General features: G+C 54.8%; 16 protein-coding genes. 12 read left to right on the top strand and 4 right to left on the bottom strand.

The genetic code is table 11. From position 1 onward, the window contains the following. Position 1 precedes the first annotated feature (1 nt). Positions 2-661 (top strand): SPOR domain-containing protein, encoded by a 660-nt coding sequence (locus QZW03_RS11620; RefSeq protein ID WP_296510169.1) that lies wholly within the window; start codon positions 2-4, stop codon positions 659-661. Here the strand turns inward: QZW03_RS11620 and QZW03_RS11615 are convergent. The 3 genes from QZW03_RS11615 to QZW03_RS11605 form a co-directional block, all read right to left on the bottom strand. Then, complete coding sequence (locus tag QZW03_RS11615; protein WP_296510168.1) at positions 658-2,121, bottom strand: sensor histidine kinase; 1,464 nt, start codon at positions 2,119-2,121, stop codon at positions 658-660. The genes QZW03_RS11620 and QZW03_RS11615 overlap by 4 nt on opposite strands. Then, complete coding sequence (locus QZW03_RS11610) at positions 2,118-2,792, bottom strand: response regulator transcription factor (protein ID WP_296510167.1); 675 nt, start codon at positions 2,790-2,792, stop codon at positions 2,118-2,120. Before QZW03_RS11610 ends, QZW03_RS11615 begins: the two co-directional genes overlap by 4 nt. 61 nt (positions 2,793-2,853) lie before the next feature. Continuing rightward, positions 2,854-3,330, bottom strand: a complete 477-nt coding sequence (locus QZW03_RS11605; protein WP_296510166.1) for a MarR family winged helix-turn-helix transcriptional regulator — start codon at positions 3,328-3,330, stop codon at positions 2,854-2,856. A gap of 143 nt (positions 3,331-3,473) precedes the next feature. Here QZW03_RS11605 and recA point away from each other — a divergent pair, with 143 nt between their 5' ends. Beyond that, the gene (gene recA / locus QZW03_RS11600; RefSeq protein WP_296510165.1) at positions 3,474-4,559 is read left to right on the top strand and encodes a recombinase RecA; all 1,086 of its coding nucleotides are present in this window, start codon (positions 3,474-3,476) and stop codon (positions 4,557-4,559) included. Between the two features lie 81 nt (positions 4,560-4,640). Further along, positions 4,641-5,099: a recombination regulator RecX gene (gene recX, locus QZW03_RS11595; protein ID WP_296510164.1), complete on the top strand. Its 459-nt coding sequence runs from the start codon at positions 4,641-4,643 to the stop codon at positions 5,097-5,099. Between the two features lie 2 nt (positions 5,100-5,101). On the opposite strand, the gene argC is transcribed toward recX, so the two are convergent. After that, entirely contained in the window at positions 5,102-6,037 is a 936-nt protein-coding gene (argC, locus tag QZW03_RS11590; protein ID WP_296510163.1) for an N-acetyl-gamma-glutamyl-phosphate reductase, read from the bottom strand. A 203-nt stretch (positions 6,038-6,240) separates the two neighbouring features. Between argC and sucC the strand changes: the two genes are divergently transcribed. From sucC to QZW03_RS11545, 9 genes are all read left to right on the top strand, one after another. Further along, positions 6,241-7,407: an ADP-forming succinate--CoA ligase subunit beta gene (gene sucC, locus QZW03_RS11585; RefSeq protein WP_138512860.1), complete on the top strand. Its 1,167-nt coding sequence runs from the start codon at positions 6,241-6,243 to the stop codon at positions 7,405-7,407. 9 nt (positions 7,408-7,416) lie between these two features. Then, on the top strand, positions 7,417-8,310 hold the full coding sequence (gene sucD / locus QZW03_RS11580) for a succinate--CoA ligase subunit alpha (RefSeq protein WP_296510162.1): 894 nt from the start codon (positions 7,417-7,419) through the stop codon (positions 8,308-8,310). A gap of 271 nt (positions 8,311-8,581) precedes the next feature. Beyond that, entirely contained in the window at positions 8,582-11,218 is a 2,637-nt protein-coding gene (locus tag QZW03_RS11575; RefSeq protein ID WP_296510161.1) for a serine/threonine-protein kinase, read from the top strand. Positions 11,219-11,223: 5 nt separating this feature from the next. Next, positions 11,224-12,009, top strand: a complete 786-nt coding sequence (locus QZW03_RS11570; protein ID WP_296510160.1) for a Stp1/IreP family PP2C-type Ser/Thr phosphatase — start codon at positions 11,224-11,226, stop codon at positions 12,007-12,009. A gap of 45 nt (positions 12,010-12,054) precedes the next feature. After that, positions 12,055-12,723, top strand: coding sequence for an FHA domain-containing protein (locus QZW03_RS11565; RefSeq protein WP_296510159.1), 669 nt, complete (start codon positions 12,055-12,057; stop codon positions 12,721-12,723). A gap of 46 nt (positions 12,724-12,769) precedes the next feature. Beyond that, positions 12,770-15,019 carry an adenylate/guanylate cyclase domain-containing protein gene (locus tag QZW03_RS11560; protein WP_296510158.1) on the top strand — a complete coding sequence of 750 codons (2,250 nt, stop codon included), beginning with the start codon at positions 12,770-12,772 and terminating at the stop codon, positions 15,017-15,019. A gap of 81 nt (positions 15,020-15,100) precedes the next feature. Beyond that, complete coding sequence (locus QZW03_RS11555; protein ID WP_296510157.1) at positions 15,101-17,521, top strand: ATPase, T2SS/T4P/T4SS family; 2,421 nt, start codon at positions 15,101-15,103, stop codon at positions 17,519-17,521. Between the two features lie 153 nt (positions 17,522-17,674). Next, entirely contained in the window at positions 17,675-18,124 is a 450-nt protein-coding gene (locus QZW03_RS11550; protein ID WP_296510156.1) for a pilin, read from the top strand. Between the two features lie 240 nt (positions 18,125-18,364). Beyond that, the gene (locus QZW03_RS11545; RefSeq protein WP_296510155.1) at positions 18,365-19,945 is read left to right on the top strand and encodes an O-antigen ligase family protein; all 1,581 of its coding nucleotides are present in this window, start codon (positions 18,365-18,367) and stop codon (positions 19,943-19,945) included. The last annotated feature ends 284 nt before the right edge of the window (positions 19,946-20,229 follow it).

The raw sequence follows: 20,229 nt of genomic DNA, 5'->3' as shown, positions 1-20,229 counted from the left end.
TATGTTGCGTCTGATTGTTCTGTTACTGCTCTTGGCCAACGGGGTGTATTTCGCTTGGAGTCACCGTTATCTGGAGATGTACGGCTTTGCGCCGCACACCAGCAACGAGCCTCAGCGACTGCAGCAGCAGATCAAGCCGGAGGCGGTGCAGGTGCTGAGTGCCTCCGACATGAAGAAGGCCGAGGCGCAAGCGCAGGCCGAAGCGGCACCCAAGGAGTGCCTGCAAGCCGGTCCTTTCAGCGATGACGCTGCAGTCGCCTTGCGCAAAGCGCTGGACGCAGCACTTCCCAGCGGCAGCTGGCAGTTGGAGTCCGCCAAGGTGTCGGCTCGCTGGGTGGTCTACATGGGCAAATTCGCAAGTGAGGATTTGCTCACCAAGAAAAAAGCGGAGTTGACTGGCATGGGGATCAAGTCCGAGCCGGTCCACAACTCAGAGTTTCAGCCGGGACTGGTCCTGGCGGGCTTTGAAACCGAAGCTGCTGCCAAGAGCGAGCTGGCCAAGCTGGCACCCAAAGGGATCCGCACGGCCAAGGTCGTGCAGGAGCGGGAAGCGGGTGCGGTGCAGCAACTCAAGCTGCCTGCGGTCAATGAGGCGCTGAAGGCAAAGCTCCAAGAACTCAAACCCGTCCTGCAGGGCCACCCGCTCAAGGCCTGCAGCTAAGTCGGGCCCGGGATCAGCGGTGCCGCGCTGGCCGGCATAAAGCGCAGGGTGAAGGTGGTGCCTGGCGGGGCAGAGCCCGGCTTGGTGTCGTCGACCGCAATTTCAGCATGGTGTTGGCGTGCAATTTCCTGCACGATGGGCAGGCCGAGGCCGGAACCATCTGCCTCGTTACCCAGCGCTCTGTAAAACGGCTGAAACACCAGTTCGCGTTCGGCCAAAGGGATGCCCGGGCCGTTGTCTTCTACTTGCACTACGAGTGCCCCGCTGAAGGGATCCAGCAGGACGCGCGCGGTAATGACGCCCGCGCGCTCTGCCGTGGACGGGGTGTAGTTGATGGCGTTGTCGACCAGGTTGCGCACCATCTCCTTGAGGAGGGTGACGTTGCCCGGAATAGCGACCCCGGGGGTGCCGGCTTCCACGCCCTCATAACCGAGGTCAATGGATTTCTCCAGCGCTTTGGGCACGCAATCGCGCACCACCTCCATCGTAAGTTTGGCCAGGTCGCAGGGTTGGTGCGCCAGCACGGTGCCGCTGCTTTCTGCACGGGCCAAAGCGAGTAGCTGGTTGACAGTGTGGGTTGCGCGGATGCTGGAGCGGCCGATCTGCCGCAGGGACTGTTTGAGATCGTCGGCGCTGGCGCCTTGGCGTTGTGCCAGGTCGGCTTGCATGCGAAGACCGGCCAGCGGCGTCTTGAGTTGGTGGGCTGCATCGGCCAGGAAGCGTTTTTGTGTTGCGATGGAGTCTTTCAGACGCATCAACAAGTCATTGACCGAGGAGACCAGGGGCACCACCTCCAAAGGTACGGCCTCAACATCCAGGGGGCTGAGGTCGTCAGGACTGCGGGCACGGATGCGCTCTTCAAGGCGATTCAGAGGCTTGATCGCTTGCACCAGTGCCAGCCAGACCAGCAACACCGCCAGCGGCAGGATGACGAACTGGGGCAACATCACGCCTTTGACAATTTCGGTTGCAAGGACCGAGCGCTTGTCCATGGTCTCCGCCACCTGAACGAGGGCGGGGCGTGCATCCGGTATGTCGGTGCGCACCCACATGTACGCCACGCGAAGGTCCACGCCTTTGTAGTCGACCTCGCGCATGCGGACTTCGCCGGGCGGCACACGGTCTTCCTCAGGCGGGAGCGGCAGGTCTTTTTCGCCGCTGAGGTATTCGCCCTGGCTGCCCAACACCTGGTAATACACGGTGTCGGCATCGTCGGTGCGGAGCAGTTCGCGGGCGGGCAACGGCAGCACGAACTGTGCGCGATTTTTGTTGACCGTGATGAGCTGCGCCAGAGCTCCGGCGTTGTACTCCAGGGCGCGATCGAAGGGCTTGCCGGCAATGCCTTGGGCGACCAGCCAGGTCAGCACCAGACTCACGGGCCAGAGCAGCAACAGCGGGGTGAGCATCCAGTCGAGGATTTCCCCGAACAGGCTGCGTTGCTCCCGCTGAAAAATTTTCATCCGGCGATTTTTTCGAGGCAGTAGCCCAGGCCGCGGACCGTCGCAATGCGGATCGGACCTTTCTCAATTTTTTTGCGCAAGCGGTGGATGTACACCTCAATGGCGTTGTTGCTCACCTCTTCGCCCCACTCGCACAAACGCTCGACGAGCTGATCTTTGCTGACCAACCGCCCCGCGCGCTGCAGCAGCACTTCCAGCAGCCCCAGCTCGCGCGCGGAGAGCTCGACCATCTTGCCATCGATCGTGGCAACGCGACCTGCCTGGTCATAGGTCAGGGGGCCGTGTTTGATACTGCTACTGCTGGCCCCCATGCCGCGCCGGATCAGCGCGCGGACCCGGGCTTCGAGCTCCTGCAGGCTGAAAGGCTTGGCCATGTAGTCGTCTGCACCATAGTCCAGACCCTTCACGCGCTCATCCACGCTGTCGGCCGCGGTGAGGATCAATACCGGGAGGGAGGACCCGCGTCCGCGCAACTTTTTCAGGACCTCCAAGCCGTGCATTTTGGGCAGGCCGAGGTCGAGAATCAGCAGGTCGAATTCCGTGTTGGTCATGAGTGCCGCATCGGCCTCGGTGCCACTGGCCACATGATCGACCGCTGCGCCTGCGCTGCGCAGTGCCCGCAACAGGCCGTCGGCCAGTACTTGATCGTCTTCAGCTATCAGTATTCGCATGCTTGTCTCCTGGCTGGGCGCGGTGCTGTGCCCGCTTGCCACCATTCTAGGCGCGAGGCGTTCAGCCGCCGCTGTAAGCCTCCAGACCTAGGTGGATGACGGTGGCCACCTCGGCCCCGACGGACTGCTGGAGCTCTTCTTGCGCCTGGACGACTGCATCCTGGTAGGCCTGTAACCAGGCAAGCCCAGTGGCGGTGAAGCGGATGTGTTTGGCCCGTGCGTCTTGGGGGTCGTCTGTGCGCTCGACCATGCCCCAGGCTTCGCACTGATGGACCAGGGTGGTCATGGCTTGTTTGGTCATGCCGGCCCGGGCCGCAAGGTCGGTCAGGCGGCTGCCTTGTAGATCAAGGTGCCGGGTAATGTGAATGTGCGCAGCACCTACCTGCCCTCTCGCCGCTAGGTTGGCCAGACCCAAGGGCGCGGCGGTGTGTCGGGCCATAAGCTCCAGAACCCGGGCGTCAAAGCGGACCAACGCGAGTCGCAACCAGTGTCCCACATGGTGGCTGCGCCAAGTGTCGTTGGAAGTCGAGGTGATCATCCTGTAAATAGTAAAGCAAACTGACTAATTTTGTGCTTGTTTGAATTTAACGACGCGCTTAGACTACTGTTCAAGCATCCAGCCTGTTGTTAATGACATATGGATAAACAGTCATCCCACCCTTGATTTTTCAGGAGATTTCCATGGACGCAGTGAAGAACCCCGCCGCTAACGCCGAGAAGGCCAAAGCCTTGCAAGTCGCGCTGGCACAAATTGAAAAGCAATTCGGCAAGGGTACCATCATGCGTCTTGGCGAGGGTGAGGTGATTGAAGACATTCAGGTCGTGTCCACAGGCTCTTTGGGGCTGGACATTGCTTTGGGCGTAGGCGGTTTGCCCCGTGGTCGTGTGGTGGAAATCTATGGCCCGGAGTCGTCGGGTAAGACCACGCTGACTCTGCAAGTGGTTGCCGAGATGCAAAAACAAGGCGGCCAGTGCGCCTTTGTGGATGCCGAACACGCGCTGGATATCCAGTACGCGCAAAAGCTGGGCGTGAACCTGCAAGACTTGTTGATCAGCCAGCCCGACACCGGCGAGCAGGCGTTGGAAATCGTAGACAGCTTGGTGCGCTCGGGTGCGGTGGACTTGATCATTGTGGACTCGGTGGCCGCCTTGACCCCCAAGGCCGAGCTGGAAGGCGAGATGGGCGACAGCCTGCCCGGCCTGCAAGCCCGCTTGATGAGCCAGGCCTTGCGTAAGCTCACGGCCCACATCAAAAAGACCAACTGCATGGTGATTTTCATCAATCAGATCCGTATGAAGATCGGTGTGATGTTCGGCTCACCAGAGACCACGACCGGCGGCAATGCGCTGAAGTTTTACGCGTCTGTGCGCCTGGACATCCGTCGCACCGGCACCATCAAGAAGGGGGAAGATGCCATCGGCAACGAGACCAAAGTCAAAGTGGTCAAGAACAAGGTCAGCCCTCCGTTCAAAACGGCGGAGTTCGATATTCTCTTTGGCGAAGGCATCAGCCGTCACGGCGAAATCATCGACATGGGGGTGAATGCCGGTATCCTGGAAAAGTCCGGCGCCTGGTACGCCTACCAAGGCGAAAAGATCGGCCAAGGCCGTGACAACGCACGCGAATTTTTGCGCGAGAACCCTGAGTTGTCCGTGGAAATCGAAAACAAAGTCCGCTTGTCTCTCGGTATCCCCTTGCTGCCGGTCGCCGAGCCGGAAGCCAAGCCCAAGGGCAAAAAGGCGGACAAGGTTGAGAAGGCGGAATAATCGTCAGATAGGCTGCTAGCCCTTGTAGATAAAGCGCAAGCAGCTATTGATTTAATAGCAATTATTCGCAGGGGTCAGGCGGTGGCAGTTCAAGCGCTTTCACTCACGGGCAGGGCTTTGCGCTTGCTGAGCACCCGCGAACATTCGCGGGCCGAACTGGAGCGCAAACTCCAGCGGTTTGAAGAAGAGCCCGGTGCCTTGGCCCAGGCGCTGGATGCGCTTGCCGCCAAAGACTTCATCAACGAAGACCGTGTCGTCAGTTCGGTGGTGTATCGGCGGGCCGGCAAGATGGGGGCGTCCCGCATCAAGCAAGAACTCCAGTCCAAAGGGCTCGCGCCGGAGGCGGTGGCAGAGGCGATGGCCGCCTTACGAACGACGGAGCTGGAGCGAGCCCGGGAGGTCTGGCGCAAGAAATTTGGTACACAGCCGCAAGATGCGGCGGAGCGGGCCAAGCAGATGCGCTTCCTGGCCAGCCGGGGCTTTGGCGGCGACACCATCCACCGCGTGGTGTCTGGTGGCGGGCACGACGAAGAACTCTAGCCTTACAAGCCCAACATCAGTTGCAGATTCTGAACCGCGGCGCCGCTGGCACCTTTGCCCAGATTGTCCAGGCGCGCGACCAGCACCGCATGCGCAAAACCATCGGCGGCCGCATCGTTAGCGAAGACGCGAAGTTCGAGTTTGTTAGTGTCTGCCAAGGCCACAGCGTCGAGTTTCAGATCCGGGGTCATCGGCTCCACGCTCACCCACTCACTTCCGGCATAGTGGCGAACCAGTGCATCGTGCAAGGCTTGGGCGGTAGGCTTGCCCGGCAAGGTGTCGAGATGCAATGGCAACTGCACCAGCATGCCTTGGATGAAGTTACCCACGGCAGGCACGAAGAGAGGCCAGCAAGTCAGACCGGTGTATTTCATGATCTCGGGAATGTGCTTGTGCTTGAAGCCGAGCGCGTACAGCTCAAAGGGCGGGGCACTGCCCTGTTCGTAGGCTTCGATCATGGTGCGTCCACCCCCTGAAAATCCGCTCACGGAGGGTAAGCACACCGGATGATCTGCCGGGAGAAGGCCTGCATCGATCAGAGGTCGAATCAGTGCAATAGCGCCGGTGGCGTAGCACCCGGGATTGCTGACCCGACGGGCCTGTATCACGGCGTTACGTTGGGTTGCGGCAAGCTCCGGAAATCCGTACACCCATGTCGGGTCGACACGGTGCGCGGTGGATGCATCAATGATGCGCGGCCCGGGGCGGCCTGTTTCGCGCTCCAGTTCGTCGACCATGGCAACCGTGTCTTTGGCGGCATCGTCGTGCAGGCACAAGATGACGAGGTCGGCTTCTGCAATCAGGGCTCGCTTGGCTTGCGGATCTTTGCGAAGGGCGGGGTCAATACTAATCAACGCCACTTGCGGCATGGTCTGCAGACGCTCGCGGATTTGCAGACCTGTAGTACCGGCTTCGCCGTCGATAAAAATTTTTTTCATGGTGTAAGCAAGGGGCAAATAATGGGCATCAAACTGCGCGCTGCATGGAGCATGACCGACCCGTAATGCCCCAGCTGTAAGCATCGCACCAGTATTGTGCGTCGCAGCATGATACATTCGCGGGTTGATGTGTCCAGTGCCGCGCGGTGATTACATCCCAGTTACCACACGGTGAACATAGTCCTGTCCCAAAGAGAGACGTCATGAAGATTCACGAGTACCAAGGCAAGGAAATCTTGCGTCAATTCGGTGTGCCCGTTCCCCGCGGCATTCCGGCTTTCACAGTGCAAGAAGCGGTGGAAGCCGCTCAAAAACTCGGCGGCCCTGTATGGGTTGTCAAGGCACAAATCCACGCAGGTGGTCGCGGTAAGGGCGGCGGCGTGAAGGTGGCTAAGTCGATTGACGATGTCAAGCGCCTGGCTACCGAGATCCTGGGCATGCAGCTCAAGACGCACCAGACCGGTCCCGAGGGCCAGAAGGTTCGTCGTCTGTACATCGAAGACGGCGCAGACATCAAAAACGAACTGTACGTTTCCCTGGTGACGGATCGCGCTACCCAAAAAGTGGCTTTGATTGCGTCCAGCGAAGGCGGCATGGATATTGAAGAAGTGGCGCACTCCACGCCTGAAAAAATTATCACCGAGATGATCGATCCTTTGACCGGTATCACTACCGAGCAGAGCAAGAAAGTTGCAGCAGCGATCGGCTTGACCGGCGCTTCGGTGGATCAGGCGGTAGACATCTTCGCCAAGATCTACAAGTGCTACATGGACACTGATGCGTCTTTGGTGGAAATCAACCCACTGAACTGCGACAGCAAGGGCAACGTGATGGCGCTCGACGCCAAGTTCAACTTTGACCCGAACGCACTCTTCCGTCACCCTGAAATCGTGGCTTACCGCGATCTGGACGAAGAGGATGCAGCTGAAGTGGAAGCGTCTAAGTTTGACCTGGCGTACATCAGTCTCGATGGCAACATCGGCTGCCTGGTGAACGGTGCCGGCTTGGCGATGGCGACCATGGACACCATCAAGTTGTACGGTGCTGAGCCCGCCAACTTCTTGGACGTGGGCGGCGGCGCAACCCCTGAAAAGGTCACCGAAGCTTTCAAGATCATGCTGAAGAACCCCAAGGTCGAGGCCATCATGGTCAACATCTTCGGCGGCATCATGAAGTGCGACACCATTGCGACCGGCGTGATCACCGCTTGCAAGGCCGTGAACTTGTCGGTGCCATTGGTGGTGCGCATGAAGGGTACCAACGAAGACCTCGGCAAGAAGATGCTGGCCGAATCCGGCCTGCCTATCATCAGCGCCGACAGCATGGCCGAAGCGGCCGAAAAAGTTGTTGCAGCCGTCAAAGCCCGCTAAGGAATCACCATGTCGATTTTTATCAACAAAGACACCAAAGTCATTACCCAAGGCATTACCGGCAAGACCGGCCAGTTTCACACTGAAAAATGCCAGGAATACGCAAACGGCAAAAACTGCTTCGTGGCGGGTGTGAACCCCAAGAAGGCCGGTGAGTCGATTTTCAACATTCCAATCTACTCTTCCGTCAAAGAAGCTGCCGGCCAAACTGGCGCTACCGTCTCCGTGATTTATGTGCCACCTGCTGGCGCAGCTGCGGCGATCTGGGAAGCGGTTGAGGCTGACCTGGACCTGGCGATTTGTATTACCGAAGGCATCCCTGTCAAGGACATGCTGGAAGTGCGCAACCGCATGAAGGCCAAAGAAGCCGCCGGCGGCAAGAAAACCTTGTTGCTCGGACCGAACTGCCCCGGTTTGATCACCCCCGATGAAATCAAGATCGGCATCATGCCCGGTCACATTCACCGCAAGGGTCGCATCGGTGTGGTGTCCCGCTCCGGTACGTTGACTTATGAAGCTGTGGCGCAGTTGACCGAAATCGGTCTGGGTCAATCTTCTGCGGTAGGTATCGGCGGCGATCCGATCAACGGCTTGAAGCACATCGACGTCATGCAAGCCTTCAACGACGATCCTGATACCGATGCGGTCATCATGATCGGCGAAATCGGCGGCCCGGACGAAGCCGAAGCAGCACGTTGGTGCAAGCTGAACATGAAGAAGCCGGTTGTCGGCTTCATCGCAGGCGTAACAGCGCCCCCCGGAAAGCGCATGGGTCACGCAGGTGCCCTGATCTCCGGTGGCGCTGACACTGCGGATGCCAAATTGGCTGTGATGGAAGAGTGCGGTTTCAAGGTCACGCGCAATCCTTCCGAGATGGCGAAGCTCCTCAAGGCGTTGCTGTAAGAAGCGAGAGCCTCCTATCCGTAGGGGGCGCGATTCTGAAAAGCCCGGCGCTGCCGGGCTTTTTTATGGGCGGGGGCTGCCTATCCCGCTTGTTTCGGGTGCGGCATGGGGCCATTTGTCGCAAGGATCCGCCATTCATCCAGCGCATGTTGCCCGCGGAAGAGGCCTTTCTTGTTCTTAAGGTGCGCCTCTGCTATCGTAGGGCGGTCGAATCTTGAATCGACTTCACACCAGCTCATAAGGCACAGCCAGAGCATATTCGGGAGAGAGCGTGGCGGTCAAAAAATCGAAGTTTGCATCTTTCTGGCGGACTGACTGGTTTACTGGTTTGGTGATCGCTTTAGTTGCAATTGTTGTGCTCAGTGCAACTGACTTTTCGACTTCGATGGAACGGCGCTTCTATGACGTTGCCAGCGTATCGACCAACCGCCAGCCCTCCGATCGCATCGCCATCATTGCCATTGACGACCAGAGCATCTCTAATCTGGGGCGCTGGCCCTGGCCACGTAGCTATCACGCCCAACTACTGGACCTGCTAGCGCCTGCCAAGCCGAAGACGATTGTTCAGACCATTTTCTTTTTTGAGCCCCAAAGAGATGCTGGCCTGACCTTCATACAGAAGCTCAAAGCCTTGGTGGAAACCGGCGATGTGAATGCTGCAAATTACGAGGCGATCCAGAAGATCATTCAGGAAGCGGAAACCACGCTGGATACCGACACAGCGCTAGCGCAGAGCCTTCGCACTACAGGGAATGTATTGCTGCCCTCCGTATTTGAGTTGGGAGAGCCGCAAGGTAAGCCGGACACCGCACTCCCGGACTTTGTAGTCAAAAATGCATTTGATGAGGGCGATGCATTTTCACTTTCAGCGCTGCGTGGCCAATTTCCTATCGAGATGCTCGGGCGGGAGGCGGCAGGCGTTGGGCACCTGAATCAGTTCCTGGATCAAGATGGCGCGTTCCGGGAGGAGCCCTTATTGGTCAACTACTTCGGAAAAGCAATTCCGTCGCTTGCGTTGCTGGGTGCCATGAAAAGCTTGAACCTCGCGCCGTCAGACATACGCTTGTTTCCGGGCAACAAAGTCCAACTTGGGAAGCTCAATATCAAAACAGACAACGCTGCGCTGATGTTGCCCCAGTTCTACCCGGATCGTGATGGTAAGCCGGCTTTTCATGTGGATTCTTTTTACGATGTGATGACCGGAAAAATTCCGGCAAGCAAGTACACCGACAAGATTGTGATCATTGGGGCAACGGCGGCCGGAGTCGGGGTCCAGTTTCCGGTCCCGGGTCATCCGGCATTGTCACCGGCGGAGACGATTGCCCACATCACTTCCAGCATTCTGAGCGAGCACTTCATTACACAACCTGATTGGGCGGTCTGGGTGCGCCTATTGGCGTTGTTGATAGTGATCGCCTATCTGATGTGGGGGGTTCGCCAGCTCTCGGCGGTTGCCGCCGCATTGGTAACTGCGTGTTTGTTTGCCGCGCTTGTAGTGGGGGAGTTCAGTCTCTTGGCTGCCGGCGCAGTATGGGTTCAGCTGTTGTTGCCGGCATCGGTTTTGCTGTTGGGGCATATCGGGCTGACGACCAAGCGTTTTTGGATGGTGGAGGCCGGCAAGGTGAAAGCGGACGAAGAGTCCGCTGAAACCAATCGCATGATGGGCCTTGCACTCCAGGGGCAAGGCCAGTTGGATATGGCGTTTGATCGCTACCGGCGCGTCCCCGCTAGCGAGGCGTTGTGGGGTAATTTGTACAACCTTGCTTTGGACTTTGAGCGCAAAAGACAGTTCAACAAAGCACAAGCGGTTTACGAACATATTGCGAGTCAGGAACCGGGTTTCAAGGATGTCGGGCAAAAGCTCACTCGCGCCAAACATATGTCAGAGACGGTCATTCTTGGTGGCAGTGGACATCCCGGCGGGACGATGCTGCTGGACGGCAATTCGCTTGAAAAGCCCATGCTGGGCCGCTATACCGTAGAAAAAGAACTAGGTAAGGGCGCCATGGGCGTGGTGTACCAAGGCAAGGATCCAAAAATCGGCCGCATCGTAGCGATCAAGACGATGGCATTGAGCGAAGAGTTCTCCGGCGATGACCTGGTAGATGCTCGTGAGCGCTTTTTCCGTGAAGCAGAGACCGCCGGCAGGCTGCAGCATCAACATATCGTGACGATTTTCGATGCCGGCGAGGAGCATGACCTTGCCTACATTGCGATGGAGTTCTTGAAAGGTAGAGACCTTGTGGAGCATACGAAGCCGGGCAATCTGCTACCGGTCGCTCAAGTGCTGAGCATCGTAAATCGTGTGGCGCAAGCGCTTGACTATGCGCATCGGCAACAAGTCGTACATCGCGACATTAAGCCCGCCAACATCATGTTTGAGTCGGGTACCGACACCGTGAAAGTCACTGATTTTGGTATTGCAAGGATCACCGATAGCAGCAAGACAAAGACAGGCTTGGTGTTGGGGACGCCCAGTTTTATGTCTCCAGAGCAGCTGGCGGGTAAAAAAGTGGACGGTCGTTCCGACCTCTATTCCCTGGGCGTGATGCTGTACCAGCTCTTGACCGGTGTACTGCCGTTCCGAGGGGAGTCCATGGCCGAACTGATGTACAAAATCGCCAATGAAGATGCGGCCGACATCCGCATTCATCGCAGCGATTTATCGAGTGACATTGCGGAGCTTGTGTCCAACGCTCTGCGAAAAACCCCTGAATCACGCTACCAGACGGGTGCTGATTTTTCATTCGCTATTGCAAAGTGTACGGGTGTTGCCCCGAGTACCCAAGCCCTGGCACAAACGACCGCCGGTAATGCGGGCGGTACGCGTGATTACGTGAATACTGCAGTGCAAAGAACCCAACCATTGGATACCAAGGCTCCGGCCGGGCCCGACATAGAAATATAAATGTGATGATGTACCAATTCCATGCGCAGACGGATCCGGGGCGGTGTCGCGATAACAATGAAGACTCTGTAGCGTTTGATGACCAGGCGCTGGTCGGTGTACTGGCGGACGGCATGGGCGGATACAACGCGGGTGAAATAGCCAGTGGCATGGCGACCGCGTTTATCAAGTCGGAGCTCAGTCGTTGGCTTGTGGAGGCGGGTGCGCAAGCACAGCTCAAAGATATCCGTAGAGCTATGGAAATCTGTGTCGACAATGCAAACCTGGCCATTTACAACTCCGCAAATGCCAACCCCTCTTTTGCCGGGATGGGGACTACCTTAGTCCTAGGAATCATTAAAGATGGCCGCTTGTTGGTGGGGCACATAGGAGATTCACGGTGCTATCGTATCCGCCAAGGTGTCATTGAGCAGATCACCAAAGATCACTCATTGTTGCAGGAGCAGATCGATGCCGGTCTCATCAGTCCAGACCAGGCCGCAGGCTCACCGATTAAGAATTTGGTTACCAGGGCGCTAGGCGTGGAGCAGTTCGTCATGTTGGAAGTCAATGTGTTCAGTATTGAGCCTGGTGATTTGTATCTAATGTGCTCAGACGGGCTTTCCGATATGGTGTCGGATGAAGTAATAGTTAGAATTGTTAGCGAGGGCTCGCGTTTGGAGTCGATGGCAGAGAACTTGGTGTTGGCCGCTAATGAAAATGGCGGAAAAGACAACATCTCTGTTTTGATGATTTCTGCGAGCGAAGCAGCTGAAAAAAAAGGCTTTATTGCCAAGCTGCTCGGGAAATAAAGTCGAAACGCTTTTGAAAAGCAAATACAGGAAAAGGAGTCGATCATGCCGAAAATGATCGTGTCGATCGATGAGGTCGTGATCAAAGAAGTTCAGATCACCAAAGACAGAACAACATTGGGACGCAGGCCCTATAACGATATCGTGATCGATAACCTTGCGGTCAGTGGTGAACATGCAGTCATCCTCATGGCGGGCTCTGATATTTTCCTGGAAGACTTAAACAGCACTAATGGTACTTACGTCAATGGAAAAGCGGTGAAGAAGCAGCAACTTCGGCATGGTGACGGAATTGAAATTGGTAAGTACAAGATCAAATTCATGGCCGACGGTGTGGTTGAAAATTTCGACAAGACTATGGTCGTGCAGGCTCGCCCATCTCCTGTGAGCACTACCCAACCCTTGAACTCCGGCTTTTCCACCGTTTCGGGTGACTCTCAAGGTCTAGGTGCGTTTCACGCCGCGATCAAGGTTCTGTCAGGCGCGGCTTCCGGTAGAGAGGTGCCTTTGACCAAGGTTGTGACGACCATTGGCAAGCCGGGCGTTGCGGTGGCGGCCATCACCCGTCGTCAGCAAGGTTTCGTGGTTCACCATGTAGAAGGCGCAGGCAACCCCACTCTGAACGGTGCACCAATAGGACAAAATCCGCTCCCACTGAAGAATGGTGATCTCGTAGAGTTGGCCGGTACCCAGATGCAGTTCGTTCTGCACTAGGTATTCCGAGGCTTGCGGTAGTCGAATGTTTGGCTACTCAGATGCCGTGAAAGCACTCTTCAAGCATTGGCCCCGTATCGGGGTCACTTTATTGCCATTGTTTTTTGCGTTGCTTCACTCATTGGGTTGGGTGCAGCTCAATGCCCTGCAGCGACTAGATGACATCCTTTACGACACGCGTTTGCGGGCAACTATGCCTGCCACGATGGACGAACGTATCGTCATCGTGGATATCGACGAAAAAAGCCTTGCCCAAATAGGACGTTGGCCTTGGAGCAGGAATGTTTTAGCGGAGTTGATAAATAAGTTGTACGCAGAACAAAACATCGCACTTTTAGGTGTGGATGTGGTGTTTGCAGAGCCTGATAACAGCTCCGGTTTGCAGCAGTTGCGTTCAATGGCGGCGAATGAGTTTAAAGATCAGGCCGCGTTTGTCAACAGACTGGAACAACTGGCACCCACATTGGATTTTGATGCCGTCTTCACGGAGGCGTTAAAAGACAGGCCGATCGTCCTTGGCTACTTTTTCACCAATGATCCGCTGGGGCGCACCACCGGGGCGTTACCCTCACCCATTTTCTCGGATGCTGACCTGGGCGGGCATTTTTTCGATGCGCCGGAGTGGACGGCGTATGGTTCAAATCTCGTGCCCTTCTCGAAGGCGGCACCACGAGCGGGGCATTTCAATTCCTTTACGGATGCCGATGGCGTGGTCCGTTCAGTCCCTCTCGTGGCCAATTACCAAGGATCGTTTTATGAATCACTCTCTTTGGCGATGTTCCGGGCCATTGTGGGTCAGCCACGCGTTCAGCCTTCGTTTTCCAAAGAAGCCTTTCTCCCCAAAGCCTTTAGAGGACTAGATAAATTAGTTTTGTTGCAGGGTGAGAAGAGTTTGGCGATTGCTGTGGACAAGAGAGGGGGAGCACTAATCCCTTTCAGGGGCCCTGGAAATGTTCAGGGCGGCTCGTTCCGGTACGTATCTGCCATCGATGTCCTGCAAAGCAAAATTGCAAAAGGTGAGCTCAAAAATAAAATCGTCTTACTGGGCACCACGGCGCTAGGCCTCTATGACATGCGGGTGACGCCAGTTGGCGAGGCCTACCCTGGGGTCGAGACGCATGCCAACATGGTCTCGGCGTTACTCGATGGACGCATTTTGGTGAAGCCGGATTACGCACTAGGCTATGACTTGGTTTTGCTGATCCTTGCTGGGCTGTTGCTCGCTTTTGGATTGCCGCTTCTGAGTGCGTTGAAGGCGGTACTTTTGAGTTCGGGGGTTCTGGCCACGCTCGTGCTTTTGAACCTCTGGTTGTATCTGGGCTATGGGCTAGTGCTTCCCTTAGCTGGCGCGCTAACGATGACCATCACGGCGTTTGCACTCAATATGAGTTACGGCTACTTTGTTGAGAGTCGCTCCAAAAGGGATTTGGCCAATCTTTTCGGGACCTACGTGCCGCCGGAGTTGGTCGATGAGATGGTGCAAGACCCTGACAGCTACAGCATGCAAGCAATTAACCGCGAACTGACGGTTATGTTTTGTGACATGCGGGGTTTTACGAATATGTCGGAAACCATGGAGCCGCTGAAGTTGCAAGCGATGCTCACCGGAATTTTCAGTCGCATCACAGATGTTATCCGTCGGCACAGAGGAACCATCGATAAGTACATGGGCGACTGTGTAATGGCCTTTTGGGGGGCTCCTGTAGAAACTGAGGAGCATGCGGAATTAGCAGTCCGAGCTGCCATTGAAATTGAGCAAGTGGTTCGCCGGATCAACGAAGAGCACCGCCAGCAAGGGTTGCCAGAAATTGGCGTCGGAATTGGTATCAACACGGGTGTTATGTGTGTTGGAGATATGGGCTCTGATATACGGAGAAGCTACACCGTGATCGGGGATGCTGTGAATTTGGCATCCCGCCTGGAGGGGCTCTCAAAAATATATGGTGTGAGTATTGTTGTGAATGACACAACGAAATTGCTCACCCAAAGAGTGGTCTGGCAGGAGCTGGATAAGGTGCGCGTAAAGGGTAAGGAGCAGGTGGTCACCATCTGGAATCCAATTGCGATCACGACAGATACCAATGCAAGCTTGACCGACGAATTGAAGCTGTGGTCTCAGGTACTGAGGAACTATCGGGCCCAAAATTGGGACCAAGTGGACGTTGGCATACTGAACTTGTTGCGTGTCGCGGGTACCAAGCCCTTGTACCGGCTTTATGCGGATCGAGTCGCCGCCATGCGACATTTGCCCTTTGATGCGAGCTGGGACGGTGCTACGCGGTTTGAATCCAAGTAGCTGCTGAAGTTCATGGGGTGGCAACTTGGTTGTTGGAAATCGCGCTAGCTGAAGCTTAATGAATATGAGAAACGAATCGTCATGAACCCTTCTTCAGTCAACGCAGATAAGTCGTTTTTGAGTGAGCAGGCCTTTTTTGAGTCCCAGAAGCAGCCGCTTAAAAAACGTGGGATGACCTTCGAGGCGCTGTTCTACCGCCAACTCCATCAAGTCACTGCGCGTATCCACGAAACCGCACAGCTGGACCAGATCATGCTGGAGACAAGCCAGGAGATTTGCAAACTACTCAATGCAGATCGGCTGACCTTGTATGCGGTATCGGAAGACGGTGCTTCCATTGTCTCTAAGGTAAAAACCGGTCTCAACACCAGCCGGGAGCTGAAACTACCTATATCTCCGCAAAGTCTGGCCGGCTATGCAGCCTACAGCCAGACCATGTTGAATTTTTCTGATGTGTACGACGAGGAGGCGCTTCGACGGATACATCCATCTTTGAATTTTTTAAAAGAAGTCGACAAGCGATCAGGGTACAGAACCAAGCAAATGATGGTGGCGCCCATTCTCGAAGGCAAGGTACTTCATGGCGTGTTGCAGGTTATTAACAACAAGAGCGATGAACCCTTCGGAGAGTTGGAGCTGGATGGTGTATCAGAGCTCTGCAAAACTTTGGCCACAGCAATCCGCCAGCGCCTGGGTGCAAGTGGTGCGCGACCACGACGCGAGCGTACGCGCTACGACGGCTTGGTCAATGCGGGGTTGATGACAGAAAGTGATCTGCAACAACTCGCCCAAGAAGCGCGGGATGAGGGCCAGCCGCTTGAGACCTTAATTATTAGCAGAACCGGCCTATTGCCGTTGCAGATTGGCGATGGCCTGGCGCAGTTCTTTGGTGTTCCCTACGAGCCTCGAAATAACGGGCGCATACGATCCGAAGCGCTGCACGGGCCGCTAAAGCGGGAATTCTTAGAAGAACAGGGATGGGTGCCGCTGGAGGAGTCTCCTGACGGGTTGGTCATCATGTGCCTTGACCCTGAGGCAGTTAAAGGCTCGCGGGTAGTGCCGCAGGTGTTTCCGCGAATTGGCAAGTTCGCCTATCGTGTCACGACACAGGTCGAGTTCTTGGAGACGCTGTCCCAGCTCTTTGGTGCGACCACGGATACGAGCACGATCGATCAGTTGCTGGCGGACATGGATGGCGGACCCATCGATGATGGCGGCAACGACGAGTCATTGGAGTCCGCCGCTGCGGACAATGAACTGGTGAAGTTTGTCAATAAAGTCATCATTGATGCGTATCACCAAAAAGTTTCTGATATTCACATTGAACCCATGCCCGGCAAATTCAAAACCGGTATTCGGTTTCGGATTGACGGCAGCCTGGTACCGTATGTAGAAGTACCGGCGCACTTCCGGCAGGCCATGGTGACACGGCTCAAAATCATGTGTGATCTCGACATTTCAGAGCGGCGAAAGCCGCAAGACGGCAAAATCAAATTTAAGAAGTATGGCCCACTAGATATTGAACTCCGGGTGGCGACCATTCCCTCTGCTGGCGGCGTAGAAGACGTCGTAATGCGGATTTTGGCAGCGGGAGAGCCCATCCCTCTGGAGAAACTGGGCTTGACTGCCCACAACAAAACCCGCCTAGAGGCAACGGTGAGCAAACCTTATGGTTTGTTTTATGTCTGCGGACCGACCGGCTCTGGCAAAACTACAACCCTGCACTCGATACTCAAGTTCCTCAACACCCCGGACACCAAAATATGGACGGCGGAAGACCCGGTAGAAATTACCCAAAAAGGGCTTCGCCAGGTTCAGATCAACAAAAAGGCGGGAATCGACTTTGCATTGGTCATGCGCGCATTCCTTAGGGCAGACCCTGACATCATCATGGTGGGTGAGTCACGTGACAAAGAAACTGTGTCGATGGGCGTGGAGGCTTCGCTGACGGGTCATATGGTGTTTTCCACTCTACACACCAACTCTGCGCCTGAGTCGATCACCCGCCTCTTAGACATGGGCATGGACCCTTTCAACTTTGCAGACGCCCTGCTGGGTATTCTCGCTCAACGGTTGGCAAAGAAACTGTGTGACTGCAAAGAGGCCTATGTGCCGACGGAAGAAGAACTGCGAATATTCTGCAAGGAATACGCTGAAGAACTGAGAAACACCCACGCTTGGAAAAACAACTACGAGCAAGAGAGCCAAAAGCTCATTCAGCAATGGAAGGCGGCCTATGCCGGCGGGGGCGAGCTTAAGCTGTACCGCTCGGTAGGTTGCGAGAAATGCAACAAGACGGGCTACAAAGGACGTATCGGCCTGCACGAACTCATGGTCGCGGACGATGAACTTAAAAAACTCATTCAAGAGCGTGCCCGGGTGGCGGAGCTGTTCGGCTGCGCAGTTCAGGGTGGCATGCGAACACTAAAAATGGACGGAATGGAAAAAATCCTCATGGGACTGACGGACTTGAAGATGGTGAGGCAGGTGTGCATTAAGTGAAAGGAGTGACAAAATTGTCGTTCTATCGGCAAGCAGGGCTACGGTTTTGTCAAACGTGTCGTAAAAACTGCCTCTAATTGCAGCTTTCAGGCCTTTTGCAGCTGGCATGAAAGCTGCTGATTGCTAAGCCTCTCATTTCCAACTGGAGTTTTTATGAAGCGTTCTATCCAAAAAGGTTTTACCTTGATCGAACTGATGATCGTGGTTGCGATCATTGGTATTTTGGCTGCGGTGGCTTTGCCAGCTTATCAAGATTACACCGTGCGTGCCAAAGTATCTGAAATTGTCTTGGCTGCCACATCTGCCAAGAATGATCTGATTGAAGCTGCAACTGCATCTTCTGCAATGCCTGCAACTGGAAGTTTTACCCCAGTGGCGCAGTCATCCAAGTGGGTTTCCGCCGTTACATATACTCAAGGTAGCGCAACTGTCGGTACGATTACAGTAACAGGTGCTACAGACACAAACTTGGCAGGCAAAATGCTATCTATGGTCGGAACACTGTCTGGTGGCCAAATCGCTTGGGTTTGCCGTCAAGGGACCGCCGCAGGCGCGACTACTACTCCTATCGAAAACAAGTACTTGCCAGCAAGCTGCAAGTAATTTGTAAAAGTTTCTCGACGGAGTTAAAAAAGGTCCTTTGCTGGACCTTTTTTTTTGATGCAACAAATTGAACTGAATGGTTCACGAATGTGTGTATGGTGAGTTGAAGGTCTAATGAATACACGGACACCATTTTCGGGGCTTGGCTTAGTGTGTTGGATCGTAGCCTTGGCATGCACATGGTTACTTCCAAATCATTACATGCCATGGACAACATTTCATGCGGACGCTTGGGTCTCCATGATGATGTTGATGGCATGTGTTGCAGTGCTACGCAGCACTAGTGGCAATATCGGACTGCACGGATTCGCCCTGTTTGGGTTTGCTTTAACGCTTGTTCCATCAATACAATACAGCCTAAATTTAATAGAGTGGTCAGGGACTGTATGGGTAAGTAGCGCTTACCTCTTGGGTTTTTCACTGCTGGTTGCACTCGGTGCCCAATGGGAGCGAGTTGCCCCAAATCAACTAGCCGATGGCCTATTTTTCGCCATCGGCCTGGCTGCACTGATATCAGTTGGGATGCAGATCTATCAGTGGCTGGGCCTTGAGCATCTAGATATTTGGGTTATCAGTGCTGCATCCAGAAGACCTGCTGCTAACCTAGGTCAGCCCAATGACCTCGGTACGCTTTTAATCTGTGGTCTGTTATCCATAGCATGGTGCAAAAGACGCTACCGTATAAGCACCGGAGTGGCGTTGTTTGCGGCTTTTTATTTGATCTTCGGTATCGTCCTAACGAAATCCCGTACTGCGTGGATTGCACTTTTCCTTTTGGCTTTATCAGGCTGGCTGTGGCGCGATTTGCTGGAGAGCCGGCGTCGACTTTGGGTTGCTTTCGCGCTCGCCCTATGTTTTGTGGCTTCCTTCTTTGTCACAGACTACATTGAAGGAAAATTATCGAATTTTTCTCCCGAAGATACGCCTGACATCTTGAGGGTACAAGGAGAGTTGCGACCTACTATTTGGATGATGTTCGTGGACGCGGCACTCCAAAATCCTTTATGGGGCTATGGCTGGAATCAATTGGCAGCAGCCCAACTCTCTATTGCAACAAATCACCCGACTGTCGGAGTAGTAGTAGCTCACTCGCATAATTTGTTTCTCGATTTAGTGCTGTGGGTAGGTATTCCTTTAGGAGCAATGGCTACTATGTATATAGCCGTGTGGCTTTGGAGTTCTATTCGCGCCGTGCGTACGTACGAGAGTATTATTCTGCTTTTAATGATTGTCGTGATTTTGAATCACGCGATGCTGGAGTTGCCGCTCCATCATGCTTATTTCCTCTTTCCGGTTGCATTGGTGATTGGTTCAATCAATATTCGACTCGGGCGAAGTGCAATAGTGTATGTGTCTAAGTATTTTCTGGTCTTGTTTGTTGTCTTGGCGACTGCGATTTTTGTTCTAGTGTCAAGGGACTACTTGCGCATAGAAGCTAGCTATCAGGAGCTTAGGTACGAGTGGGCAGGTATAAAGACCGAGACGCCTCCAAAGCCGCCAGAAGTAGTACTCTTGAATCATCTGGCCGAATACATTAATTTTGCTAGGATAAATCCTTCGCATAATATGAGCGAGCAGATGCTGGATACGATGAGAAAAGTGGCGACAGAATATCCAAATACGGGCGTTGTTTATAAATACGCTACAGCCCTTGTTTTGAATCACAGGGTCGATGAAGCAAAGCTATGGGTAGAGAGGCTATGCAAGGTAGTGCCAGCCTCTAATTGTGATGCGGTGAAACAGGGACTGACACGAAGAGGGTTGATAGATTCTGAGTTCTCGAGGGTCGATTGGTTGAGTCTAGGTAATGAAAATAGGTAGTGCATTTGCGCTACGATGTGCCCGTTTATTTGAAGTCGTCTCATGCGATATATTTTTAATAGGAGGCGCATTCCACTGATTTTTGGATTGTTCATCCATTTTTCCGTTGGGTCACAACATGTTGAGTCAGTCAAGCCGTTTGCTCCGATAGATTATCTTGAATCAGTCCCCATCCAGCAGGAGCGCCGCCTAGGTGACCGCATCGCACGCGACCTCTACCGCGATCCGGATTACATCGATGACCCCGTGATGGGGGACTATTTGCATGCGATATGGCAGCCGCT

The organism is Rhodoferax sp. (assembly GCF_013297935.1).
Taxonomy (GTDB): Bacteria; Pseudomonadota; Gammaproteobacteria; order Burkholderiales; family Burkholderiaceae_C; genus Allorhodoferax.
This window is presented reverse-complemented; position numbering and strand designations above follow the sequence as displayed.